Below are 12,960 nucleotides of genomic sequence, written 5' to 3' on the forward strand. Positions count from 1 at the left end.
AATCTCCCTTTGAGCGTATTGGTGATTGGTTTTGAATAAATAGAAAACAAAGAAAATTTATGTTATGCTAAGAGGTGAAGAAATGATATAGTTAAGAGATTTAAGGAGAGATAGTGTGAAGAAGAAAAGAATGCTTAATGAAACGCATATACTGAGATTTTCAGTAGGTGCAGGGCTAGTAATAGCGATTTTAGAGGTGATTTTAAGTTTTACGACGCATTCACAGGCTATTTTAATGGATGGTGTATTTGATACAGCGGAAGGAATCGTGGCAGGGCTTTTTGTATTATTATTGCCGCTTATATATAAACCTGAGACGGAGAAGAGGCCTTATGGTTATGCCCAGTTAGAAAGCATATTTATGATTGGAAAAGGATGTGCACTAGCAACTATTACCATTCAGCTTATTATAGATAATATTAGAATCATGATGTCAGGTGGGAGAGTGGTCAATTCATTAGTTGTAGGCGCCTTTGAATTATTTGTGTGTGGCTTTAGTATTGTAGTGTTATATTTTTTAAAGCATATGAATAAGCATATGAATTCTTTAGTAGTAGATGCAGAGATTCTATCATGGAAGATAGATATATTTTGCTGTTTAGGTGTGGGATTGGCCTTTATTTTAGAGATTTTTTTAAATGGAACATCAGTAGCTTTTATGTGTCAGTATGTAGACCAGGTGGTGGCTATTGTACTGGCATTATGTATGTTGCCACAACCTATAAAGATGGTTATTGACTCTCTAAGAAGTATTGTGCTATTAGCGCCTAAGGAAGAAGTTGTAGAACGAATCAAGGAAGTTGCGAATAATAAGGTGGCGGGAACAGGTACGGAGATTACCTTCTGTGACTGTGTACAGACGGGGCGCCAGATATGGGTAGATATATATGTGAGAAGCAAGGAAAATGCCTTGAATGTAGATTATCTTAAGGAACTAAGAAGTCATATGCTTGAAAATTTACAAGAGGAAATTGAAGATATACATTTAGACATTACACTAGATTTAGATTAGTGATTTAGTTATTGATAGTACAAACTTAACTATAGCTGAGACGGCTAAAAAGGTAGATGCATTTTTACAAAGTATTAAAGAGAAATAAAGACAATGTACATAAAATCTTTAGAAACAATTTATAGTATAAAAGTATGTTTATAAAATTTATATGTTTTTTGGTAGGAGGAGGGTATGTCACAAGCAACAAAGAAGGCATTGGCTGCATCATTAAAGAAACTATTAACGAAGAAGACGCTAGATAAAATAACGATTATTGACATTGTTCAAGATTGTGAAGTAAATAGGCAGACATTTTATTATCACTTTCAAGATATTTATGATTTGATTGAGTGGATATTTGCGGTAGATGCGGATAAGGCCTTGAATGGGAAGAAAACATATGATACATGGCAACAAGGCTTTTTACAAATCTTTGAATATGCACAGGAAAATAAGTCATTTATTATGAATGCATATCATTCAATAAGCAAGGAAAGATTAGAATACTATCTTCATAAAGTAACATATGATTTGTTAATTAATGTTGTTGAAGAAAAGGCTGTAGGAATGCATGTGAGAGATGATGATAAAAAGTTTATTGCAGACTTTTATAAATTTGGTTTCGTGGGCTTGATATTAGAATGGATACGTGGGGGGATGAAAGAAGACCCTGAGGAAATTATTAAACATCTAAGCACATTAATTCAAGGCGATTTTACAAGAGCACTTGAGAAATATCGCATGAATTATAGGATGAGTGAAAGAAGGCATTGATTTAGATATATCTCTTAATTTAGATAGTATACTATCATATTTAACAAAAATTAATTTAAAGAAAGTGTGATAAACATTATTAAAGTGTTTATCACACTTTTTGCGTTTAAGTGGGAAATTTTTGTAATAATTAATGGAATCGTTAAATAAGCTATGTAAGGAAGAAGTTACTGTTTTATAAATGTACAAAGCCGCCTAAGCAAAAAAAGTGTAACAGAGATGGAAAAGGGGAGAGAAAAAATGGAGAAGGTTAAAGGTAAGTTTCGAAAAGTAGTCATGTATTTACTAGATGTGCTAATAGTAAATATAGCGTTTTTAAGCACGTTACTGTTAAGGTTCGATGGGGATATTCCAGCAGAATATCAGCAATTGTACATAAAGAACATTCTTATCTTAACACCTATTTTAATAATAACATTTTACTTCTTTGGCTTATATAAGAGTCTGTGGAATTATGCCAGTATTGGAGAAGTATACTTGTTGGCACTAGCATGTGTCGTGGGTGATGGATTATTTATGATTGCAGATACATTAGGCGGTGGTTTATTTCCAAGGTCGATTTATATTTTATATCCCATTATTTTAACAGCTATGCTACTGGCTGTACGTATTAGTTATCGCATTATTAGAAAGGTGGGAAATGAAGTATATAGTAAAAAGGATGATACAGCTAAGCGCGTCATGTTAGTGGGGGCTGGCGAGGCGGCAGCTTTTATCATTAAGGACTTTGAAATTAATAGGCAAATTACAGATAGGATTGTCGTTTGTGTCGATGATAATGTAGACAAGCAGGGACAAAAATTAAAGGGCATACCAATTAAAGGAAAGATAGAAGATGTAGGACGTCTATCTAATCAGTATAAGGTTGATGAAATTATTATTGCAATTCCTTCAGCTTCAATGAAGCGTAAGAGTGAAGTTATTGCAATTTGTAAGGAAACAGGATGTGAACTTAAGATTTTCCCTGGCATTGAAGCACTTTTAAATGAACCACAGGAAGTAACTTCAATCCTAAGAGATGTAAGACCAGAAGACTTACTGGGTAGGGAAGAAATTAAGTTCAACAATAAAAAGTTAAAACAAGTTTTAGGCGATAAGATTGTTATGGTGACAGGCGGTGGCGGAAGTATTGGTAGTGAGTTATGTAGACAGATTATTAGTTTTGCACCCAAGTTACTTGTTATACTAGATATTTATGAAAATAATGCCTATGACTTACAGATGGAACTTTTGCAAAATGGTATTCCTAAGGAACAGATGCGTGTCGTTATTGCTTCTGTTCGTGATAAAGAGAAGTTAGAGGAAGTATTTGAAGAGTATAGACCTGAAATTATTTTTCATGCGGCAGCACATAAACATGTGCCACTTATGGAAGATAATCCATCTGAGGCAATTAAGAATAATGTTTTCGGTACAATGAATGTCGCACAATGTGCTGTGAAATATAAGGTCAAAAAATTTATAATGGTATCCACAGATAAAGCAGTTAATCCAACCAATGTTATGGGTGCCACAAAACGTTTATGTGAAATGATTATTCAAGCAATAAATGAGACAACTAAGACAACGGATTTTGTCGCAGTGCGCTTTGGAAATGTTTTAGGCAGTAATGGCAGTGTTATTCCATTATTTAAGCGACAATTACAGGCTGGAGGGCCACTTACAGTTACAGATCCAGAAATTATTCGTTACTTTATGACGATTCCAGAAGCCGTAAGACTTATTCTAGAAGCAACATCTTTTGCGACAGGTGGAGAAATATTTGTACTAGATATGGGAAAACCAGTTAAGATTCTAGATTTAGCCAAAAACTTTATTAGGCTTTCAGGATTAGTACCTGATAAAGATATTAAAATTAAATTTACAGGGTTAAGACCAGGCGAAAAGCTTTATGAAGAGCTTCTAATGGATGAAGAAGGTTTGCAGAAGACGTGCTCAGATAAGATTTTTGTTGGTAAACCTGGTACCATTGATTATATACAGCTGAGTAAGTATATTGAAGAATTAAGAGAAGTTGTACAAAATCACGGAGACATTAAAAAAGCACTGATGGAAGTCGTACCAACCTATAGAACTTTAGATTATAGAGAACAAATGGGTTAATGTAGAAACTAAAATGAGAGTGATATACTTAGTAATAAAGGGGCTACTACGGTAGCTCTTTTTTTACATGGGTTGAAATGCAAGATTGAATATTTGAAACAAATTATTGAAAAGTAAAAATTTTGGTGTTATATTCATGTTAATAAATTATATTTGTTTGTGTGAAGAACTCTTAGTTTGTGAATTTATAAAATGGAGGATGATACACATGGCAAATATAATTTTTTTAGTTGTGCTATTTTTAGCAAATGCGGTGCAAGCAATCACAGGATTTGCAGGAACAGTGTTAGCAATGCCGCCATCCATATTACTTATAGGGATGGATGAAGCAAAGGTAGTTTTAAATGCTATGGCATGGCTTTCGGGACTTATTATCGCAGTGCAAAACTGCAAAGATATTAATTTTAAAGAATTAGGTAAAATGATTGCCTTGATGTTTATTGGCATGATTATAGGAATGAAGGTTTATGAAATACTACCAGCAAATCAGCTTTTAATTATTTATGGCGTAGTTGTTATTTTAATAGGACTTAAGAATTTATGTATCAAAAAGACATTTCAGCTTAATAAGGTCATATGTCTATTAATATTATTAGCAGCTGGAGTGATGCATGGGATGTTTGTATCAGGTGGTGCCCTTTTGGTGATTTATGCAGTACAGGCTTTAAAGGATAAAAATGAGTTTCGTGCAACAGTGGCACCTATCTGGGTAATCTTAAATACATTCATGATGTTTAGCTACATGCGAGGAGGACTTGTAAGTGAGGCAAGCCTTCAGCTTATAGGAGTAAGTATTATACCTCTTTTTTTAGCTATATGGATAGGAAATAAACTGCAGAAGAAGATTAATCAAAAGGTATTCTTAAATTTAACTTATGGGCTGCTTATGATTTCAGGTTTATCTATTATCATTTAAGAATACTAGAACAGAGGACATTGAATAAGAGGGGGAAAAGATATGGCAATTATTTTACGCGATGTATTAGAAAAGTTGCATGATGTGGAGATTACCTTAGTGGGCGGAGAAGAAGGTCTTGATAATGTGGTAACCTGGGTGCATATGGTAGAGAATGAGGAAATCTCAGATTTTCTAAGAGGTGGAGAAATTACCTTTACAACGGGGATAGGATTAGGTGATAAGCTAGACTTAATCACACTGGTAAAAGCAGTATACCGCAATAGCGCCAGTGGAATGGTGATTAATATTGGACCTTTTATTAAAGAGATTCCAAAGGAAATTGGGGAATTTGCAGATGCAAATAAATTCCCTATTTTTATGGTACCTTGGCATGTACATATGGCAGAAATGATGCGCATTATATCCTTTGATATTACCAATTCAGAGAGGGAGAATATGGAACTTGAGGTAGCTATGAAAAATGCTATTACATCCCCACATCAGAAGGAGCTTTATGTCGAGCAGCTTAGCAGTAAGATGCTTATGCCAGAATGGCACTATGAAGTGGCGCTTATAGAAGTTGTAGCCAGTAAGAGTGGACTCTTAATAGGGGATAAGAAACTAGAAGCATATAAGAATACGTTACAGAATTTACTCATTCAGCATCATAGAGATTCTGTTATTTTAAAGATTGGAAATCGTTTAGTCGTTGTAATGGCTAACTATGCCAAGGAAGATATTAAACCAGCAATATTGAAGATGAAAGAGAAGTTTGCCTATGTGCTAGGAAAGGGAGAAATCTGTATGTGCGGTGTAGGTGGTGAGGTTAAAAACATTAGCAATGTGCATAAAAGTTATAAGCAAGCTATAAAGGTACTTAAGCTGGTAAGAGCGCTAAGTAGCAAGGAAGACATTGCTTTTTATGATGATTTAGGAACATATAAATTACTTATAGCAATTGAAGATAAAGAGGTGATTGAGGCGTATTACAAAGAAACTATTGAGCCTATTGCGCGCTATGATAGTTTTAATCAATCTGATCTGAGGGCTATTTTGGAAAGTTATTTACGTCATAGTGGTAGTGTAAAAGATACAGCGGAAGAAATGTTTATTCATCGCAATACAGTCAATTATAAAATCAAGAAGATTGAAGAGCTGCTTCAACTGGATTTATCGAATTTAGATAATCGGATTAAGCTCACTATGGGGTTAATGGTGGATAATTTATATAGTGAGTAAGGAAAAATGAAAGATGACAAGTAAGACAGGAGAGGTTCGCGTGAACAAGGGGGAGTGTAGTGGTGGACAGAGGCTATTGTGCTGAAGCACAATAAAGTTTGTGCCTTACAACCTTGAATAATTTCAGGGAAGTGATATGATAAAGCTATCAAACACAAACAAATATATAAACGAGACAATGGAGTCTAAACTTACAAAAAGTGAGTTTGGGCTCCTTTTTGTTTTAAAAAATAGGAGGGTTTTAGTTATGAGTGAAATGACAGGAAAAGAAATCGCAAAAATGCATGGTCAATACGTAATGCAATCTTGGTCAAAATCAGGAGGAGAGCCAATTCCAGTAGAAAGAGCAGAAGGAATCTATTTCTGGGATTACGAAGGTAAGAAATATGCAGATATGTCTTCATTATTAGTTTGCTCTAACTTAGGACATCAAAATAGAGAAATCGTAAATGCAATTAAAGAACAAGCAGATAAGATGTGCTTTATGGCACCAGCTTATGCAACAGAGCCTAAATCTAAGCTTGCTAAACTTTTAGTAGAAGTAGCAGGTGAGGATACATACAAAAGAGTATTTTTTACAAATGGTGGCGCAGAGTCTAATGAAAATGCTATTAAAATGGCACGTATGGTAACAGGAAGAAGCAAAATTTTTAGCTGCTATAGAAGTTATCATGGGGCAACCCTTGGTGCTTCTAATGCATCAGGGGACTGGCGAAGATTTGCTGCTGAGATTGGTGGTGCTAATGGATTCGTGAAGTTCATGAACCCACATATGTATCAAGATGGCTATACAAGAGGTGTGGATGATGCAGCTTGTACAGCATTTTACCTTAAACAATTAGACACACAACTTCATTATGAAGGGACAGAAAATGTAGCAGCTATTATTATGGAGAGCATCGTTGGTGCAAATGGTGTACTTCTTCCACCAGATGGTTATATGGAGGGGGTAAGAGCACTTTGTGATAAATATGGTATCATGCTGATTTGTGATGAAGTTATGGCAGGCTTTGGCCGTACAGGCAAAATGTTTGCTTGGCAAAACTACGATATCAAGCCAGATATGATTACATTTGCAAAAGGTGTAACTTGTGGATATGTCCAATTAGGCGGCGTAATCGTTAATGAAAAAGTGGCTAAATACTTTGAAGAAAATGTACTTCAATGTGGTTTAACTTATAGTGGTCATACTCTAGCTTGTGCCGCTGGGGTGGCATCAGTTAATTATTATTTAGAACATCATATATGTGAGCATGTTATGGAAATGAGTAAAATCTTATCAGAGTTCTTAAATAAAATGGTAGAAAAGCATGACTGCGTTGGGGAAGCAAGATGTATCGGTTTATTCGCAGCACTTGAGATTGTTAAAAATAAAGAAACGAGAGAACCGATGCAGGCTTATGGTGAACATGGGCCAGTGATGCCAAGCATTATGACAGAACTTAAAAAACGTGGTTTCTCAACATTCGGACGTGAAAATAACGTAAATATTTGTCCACCGCTTATTATAACCAAAGAAGAACTAGAAGAATATCTGCCTATCCTAGATGAAGTCTTAACATGGGTTGATGAAACTTACTTAGCATAATGGAATACGTCAAAGGTCAGATCAAGTAAGAGCCAGTGCATCTGACCTTTGGCAATAAATTGTAAATGAGGAGGAAGATATAATGTGGGATTATTTACAACCAGTAAAAATAAGATTTGGTGAAGGGAGAGTCTCTGAAATTAGACAATTAGCACAGGACTTAGGTTGCAGCAATGGCCTTTTAGTGGCTGACCCATTCTTTGCAAAAAGTGGCTTGGCTGATAAAATCGTAGCCCAAAGTGAAGGCACCTTAACCAGCATTTTTTCAGAAGTGTCCCCAAATCCTGATGTAACGGAAGTTGATAGCTGTGCCAAGATGATTCGTGATAAAAAGATAGAATTTGTTGTTGCACTTGGCGGTGGCAGTGCTATGGATCTTGCAAAAGCAGCTGCGAGTGTATGTAAAACCAATGAATCTATCAGAGTGTATCATGGGACAGGTGTGGCGATTAAAGGAGAGCATTTACCATTAATTGCAGTACCGACAACCGCTGGGACGGGGAGTGAAGTAACTTGCGTATCAGTACTTACGGATCATGCCAATGGAAAGAAATCACCTATTGTATCAGATAATTTCTTCCCAACCTTTGCAATCATTGACCCCGAGCTTACTTATTCAATGCCACCAAAGGTAACGGCAGGTACGGGTATTGATGTATTGGCACATGCTTTAGAAGGTTTCTGGAGCAAAGGACATCAACCTATTTGTGATGCTTGTGCATTACATGCAGCAGATTTGGTTTTTAAATATTTGTTCCGTGCTTATGAAAATCCAGAAGATAAAGAGGCGAGGGCAAAAATGTGTGAAGCTTCTGTTGTTGCTGGTCTTGCATTTACATTACCAAAAACAACGGCATCCCATGCTTGTTCATTCCCACTTACAAATATTCATCACATACCACATGGAGAAGCTTGTGGCCTGACGTTAGATTACTTTGCAAAAATTAATGCAAAAGCAGAGGATGGGAGATTAGATGAATTTGCTAGACGGTTAGGGTTTGAAAATACAGAGGATATGGCTGAGGCAATTCATGAATTAAAGGCTAAAATGGGGCTTAGAAATAATCTTGCAGATTTAAATTTAACAGATGAACAAGTAGCGGAGTTAGTACAAATCAGTCGTCATCCTAACTTATATAACAACCCTGTAGATATTACAGATGAGATGTTAGATGAAATGTATCAAAGTATGCGATAAATATTAATTAAGACAGACCTATTAAAACAAAGGTGTTTGAAGGTATATTTCCTGACGCCTTTGTTTTGATATATAGAAAGGTGGAGTAGAGATGAAATTAGTTACGGCAATTGTACGTCCAGAAAAAGCTGGATTAGTGATAGAAGCACTTTCTGATGCAGGTTATAACGCCTTTTCTAAGTGGAGCGTTTCAGGTAGAGGAAAGCAAAAGGGAATTCAAGTAGGAGAAGTTTTTTATGAAGAGATGCCTAAGAAGATGCTTTATGTAGCGGTGGAAGATGATGAGAAAGATGAAGTAGTTGACATCATCATACACAGTGCTAAAAGTGGAGAAAAAGGCAGTTCTGGAGATGGAAGAATCTTTGTTGCTGATATTGAAGAGGCCTATACGATTAGTGAACAGTAGAAAAAAGAAGCAAAAGATGAAAAGCAGAGGGCAGTAAAAAATAGGGTAATGTGGGGAAGAGAAGACTGTTAAGAGAATAAGAGGGTTAGGAGGATGTGTATGGCGGAGAATGGAAAAAAGCGATCAACTTTAGAGAAGTCTTTGGGACCTGGAGCGATTTGGGCTGTGGCTGTTGGATCAATTATAGGATGGGGATGCTTTATTCAAGGTTCTAACTGGACAGTGAGAGCTGGCGGCCCCTTACCGTTGCTATTAGGTTTTTTAGTAGGTGGTCTACTTATGATTGTAGTAGGATATAGCTATGCCTATATGATTGCTAAATTTCCTGTAGCAGGGGGCGAGTTTGCTTATGCTTATAAGGGATTTGGGAGGACTGCGGCCTATATATGTGGATGGATGCTATCTTTGGGGTATTTATCCATTGTTGCATTAAATGCTACAGCATTGCCTGTACTTGCGGGTTATATATTCCCAGGCGTTTTTAACAGGGGATATCTATATACGATTGCTGGATATGATGTATATGCAGGAGAAGTAGCACTTTCATGTTTCTTTATTGTATTATTTGGGATTATGAATTATCGTGGGGTTAAATCAGTCGGTAAATTGCAGCTGGCAATGGTGCTTATAATGTGTGGTGCCGTTGTGGTTTCTGTACTAGGAACCGTTGCAACAGGTAATTTTAAGGTAGACCATTTAATGCCTCTTTCTGGCGCGGATGGCAAAAGCTTTGGTAGTGGATTTATTTCAATACTGGCATTGGCGCCTTTCTTATATGTAGGGTTTGACTGTATTCCACAAGCTGCTGAAGAATATAGTTTTTCACCTAAGAAATCTAAGATGCTGATTTGCTCTGCATTAGTAGTTGGTGCATTAATTTATGCATCTATGGCAGTTGTTACAGATTGCGTGGTTCCTTGGACGGAGGTTCAAAATTTAACAGATGTGACAGGCAGTACGGTCAAATGGCATACTGGGGCAGTATTAGAAATGGCTATGGGTAGAGCTGGAGTTGCTTTCGTGGCACTGGCAGTATGTATGGGGATTTTTACAGGAATGAATGGATTTTTTATGACCTCTAGTCGTTTGCTTTTTGGTATGGCGAGGGCTAAAATGTTGCCTCATGCATTTGGAAAGATTCATAAAAAATATAATACACCTGGGGCATGCGTTATTTTTACACTATGTATTTGCAGCATTTGTCCATTCTTTGGACGTGAAGTAATTAGCTGGGTTGTAGATATGTGTTCGGTAGGAACAGCATTTGGTTATTTCTTCACATGTGCTGGGGCCTATATTTTAATCAAAAAGTATGGTGACCCAACAGATGAAAATAGAATTCATCCAGCAGTAGCTATTTTAGGGTGTGTCATTTCAGTAGCTATTTTATTACTTCTTATTGTCCCTGGTTCACCAGCTTGCATGGTAAAAGAAAGCTGGATTGCACTTGCAGGTTGGGTAGCAATGGGAACGCTATTTTATTATGTTTCAAGAAGAAGGTTTATGAAGGTACCAAAGCGAGATATGGATTACTTAATATTAGGCAATGTACAAGTTAACCGTGGTAGAAGAAGTGGCAAAGCGGTATCAGAAGGAAAAATTGTAGGGGAATTAGTTATTAAATAATAAAAAAGTGAAGTGTGTGCTAAAAGAAAAAGCGTAAATCTTGACCTTGAGCCCCACTTCATTTTTTTGTGATGTTACAAGGTAGGGGCAATGCATAATTTCACATGAGCAAAGTTTAATGCATAACCAAAGCTTGAAGGTAATGGGGATTAAAAAAGAAAATATAAAATGATATAATTTAGAATATATAAAAAATAAGTTTATATAGAGAGAAATCAACTAAAAACTTGAAATATACATGTAGGTAAGTTGGTTTCTCCCAATGATTTCACATGGCTAAAGACTATGCATCACTAAAGTTTATAAATGTGAAATCTATAGAGAAATCAGCTAAAAACTTGAAAGGTACATGTAGGTAAATAGGTTTCTCCCAATGATTTCACATGACTAAAGACTATGCATTACTAAAGTTTATAAATGTGAAATCTATAGAAAAATAAGATGAGTTGAAGGAGCGAATTAAATGAAAATATTAGTTTTAGGCAATCAGAAACGTTATGAAAAGTACATGCCGGATGTATCACTTGCAAGAGCGTGTGAATTAATTTATTGCCCATGCGGTACAAGTGAAACTCAAATTATAGAGATAGGCAAGGCGGCAGATATTATTTTTGCAGATGCTATTAGCCCTGTGACTAAGTATATGATAGACCATTTGCCAAACTTAAAGATGATTCATTCTGAAGGTGCAGGATATGACAAAATAGATATTCAAGCAGCTGCTGAAAAGGGCATATATGTATGTAATAATAAAGGTTGTAATGCAAAGGCTGTAGCAGAGCAGACGATTTTATTGATGTTAGGCGTGCTTCGATTTGTTGCAGTAGGGGATAGAGAAGTAAGAGCGGGCAGACAAATCCAGATGAAAGAAGAAAGGATGATAAGTGGTATTTATGATTTAAGTGATGCAACTGTAGGACTAGTAGGCTTTGGGGATATAGGAAAAGCAACAGCACAGCTGCTTAAAGCTTTCGGCAGTAAGGTTTATTATTATACAAAACATCGTAAAGATGAGGAGAGCGAACAATTTTACGGTGTGGAGTATTTACCTTTAGAAGAAATGTTGCCATTATGCGACTTAGTAAGTTTACATATGGCGGTAACAGAAGAAACAATAAACATGGTCAATAGCGATTTCTTTGAAAAGATGAAAGATGGGGCATATCTTATTAATACAGCAAGAGGAGAATTGGTCGATGGCAAGGCACTATATGAGGCGATTGTAAGTCATAAGTTAGGCGGTGCAGGATTAGATACCGTTTACCCAGAGCCAGTTAAAAAAGATAATATTTTATTACAGCTTCCCGAAGCAGAAAAAGATAAGGTATTATTTGCACCACATTTAGGGGGCGTAACAGTAGGAAGTTTCGGTCGTATGCATAGCCATATGTGGCAAAATGCAGAAAGGATTGCTTGCGGCGAAAGACCGGATTGTGTTGTAAATGCAATTTAAAAACTGGATACGTCAATTTAAAGGAGTGTCAACTAAATACCTTATTAACTACCTTTACGTCTTTAAAACCCTACAGTACCTAAAAGAAGAGAAAGAATCAGCTAAAAATAAGGATTGGCTCATTTATAGTACTTCTAGTTTTGTTGACACAAGAATTGTAAATTATAGAATGCGGACTGCAATCTTTGTGTAACTAATTGTTCAGGAAACAATTAGTGTATAGTGACTTGCCCTCTAATAATAAAGTTAGGCAAAAATTATGACGAATAATTATTCAAATGATACTAATAGTATAGCTTCAATATTTCAGAATAGGAAAATTAGGCCATAAGGACTTTAAGTGTTATTTATTAAAACTGACTTGCGTATGATATGATAGATTAATACAAAAGGAGCAAGTAAAAATAAAAAACAGAAATACTATTGCACAAAATAACGAGGATGAAATAATGGTTAACTTTGAATCAACTAATACTACTCAAACAGCAAAGAAAAAAGTACGTTGTATGTCCACAATTTCATCTAACAGAGCCAAAAATATAAATCAAGAGAAAATACAAAAAGAGTGAATGGTGGAGGCGTTAAAAAGTCTTCACTATTCACTCTTAATTATTTATTTAATTATTTATCATAGCCGTTAATTTAAGCCTAAGTTTTTCCAAGTCGAAGTATTTCTTCTAG

At 35.8% G+C, this 12,960-nt stretch carries 10 protein-coding genes; all 10 read left to right on the forward strand.

Annotated elements, in window-relative coordinates; all coding sequences use genetic code 11:
• Positions 1 to 115 precede the first annotated feature (115 nt).
• The 10 genes from AC1VAQ_RS16380 to AC1VAQ_RS16425 all read left to right on the forward strand — a co-directional run bounded on the left by AC1VAQ_RS16380 (position 116) and on the right by AC1VAQ_RS16425 (position 12,279).
• Positions 116 to 1,012: a cation efflux transmembrane domain-containing protein gene (locus AC1VAQ_RS16380; RefSeq protein WP_302596849.1), complete on the forward strand. Its 897-nt coding sequence runs from the start codon at positions 116 to 118 to the stop codon at positions 1,010 to 1,012.
• Positions 1,013 to 1,186: 174 nt separating this feature from the next.
• Positions 1,187 to 1,768 carry a TetR-like C-terminal domain-containing protein gene (locus AC1VAQ_RS16385; protein WP_302596848.1) on the forward strand — a complete coding sequence of 194 codons (582 nt, stop codon included), beginning with the start codon at positions 1,187 to 1,189 and terminating at the stop codon, positions 1,766 to 1,768.
• 240 nt (positions 1,769 to 2,008) lie between these two features.
• Positions 2,009 to 3,871 carry a polysaccharide biosynthesis protein gene (locus tag AC1VAQ_RS16390; RefSeq protein WP_303244031.1) on the forward strand — a complete coding sequence of 621 codons (1,863 nt, stop codon included), beginning with the start codon at positions 2,009 to 2,011 and terminating at the stop codon, positions 3,869 to 3,871.
• Positions 3,872 to 4,079: 208 nt separating this feature from the next.
• Positions 4,080 to 4,787, forward strand: a complete 708-nt coding sequence (locus tag AC1VAQ_RS16395; RefSeq protein ID WP_302596846.1) for a sulfite exporter TauE/SafE family protein — start codon at positions 4,080 to 4,082, stop codon at positions 4,785 to 4,787.
• A gap of 42 nt (positions 4,788 to 4,829) precedes the next feature.
• Positions 4,830 to 6,008: a PucR family transcriptional regulator gene (locus AC1VAQ_RS16400; RefSeq protein WP_302596845.1), complete on the forward strand. Its 1,179-nt coding sequence runs from the start codon at positions 4,830 to 4,832 to the stop codon at positions 6,006 to 6,008.
• A gap of 247 nt (positions 6,009 to 6,255) precedes the next feature.
• Positions 6,256 to 7,596, forward strand: a complete 1,341-nt coding sequence (locus AC1VAQ_RS16405; protein WP_302596844.1) for an aminotransferase class III-fold pyridoxal phosphate-dependent enzyme — start codon at positions 6,256 to 6,258, stop codon at positions 7,594 to 7,596.
• Positions 7,597 to 7,678: 82 nt separating this feature from the next.
• On the forward strand, positions 7,679 to 8,794 hold the full coding sequence (locus AC1VAQ_RS16410; protein WP_302596843.1) for an iron-containing alcohol dehydrogenase family protein: 1,116 nt from the start codon (positions 7,679 to 7,681) through the stop codon (positions 8,792 to 8,794).
• A 91-nt stretch (positions 8,795 to 8,885) separates the two neighbouring features.
• Positions 8,886 to 9,200 carry a P-II family nitrogen regulator gene (locus tag AC1VAQ_RS16415; RefSeq protein ID WP_302596842.1) on the forward strand — a complete coding sequence of 105 codons (315 nt, stop codon included), beginning with the start codon at positions 8,886 to 8,888 and terminating at the stop codon, positions 9,198 to 9,200.
• A gap of 99 nt (positions 9,201 to 9,299) precedes the next feature.
• The gene (locus AC1VAQ_RS16420) at positions 9,300 to 10,826 is read left to right on the forward strand and encodes an APC family permease (RefSeq protein WP_302596841.1); all 1,527 of its coding nucleotides are present in this window, start codon (positions 9,300 to 9,302) and stop codon (positions 10,824 to 10,826) included.
• Between the two features lie 463 nt (positions 10,827 to 11,289).
• Positions 11,290 to 12,279 (forward strand): 2-hydroxyacid dehydrogenase, encoded by a 990-nt coding sequence (locus tag AC1VAQ_RS16425; protein ID WP_302596840.1) that lies wholly within the window; start codon positions 11,290 to 11,292, stop codon positions 12,277 to 12,279.
• Positions 12,280 to 12,960: the final 681 nt, after the last annotated feature.

Source organism: Cellulosilyticum sp. (genome assembly GCF_982396655.1).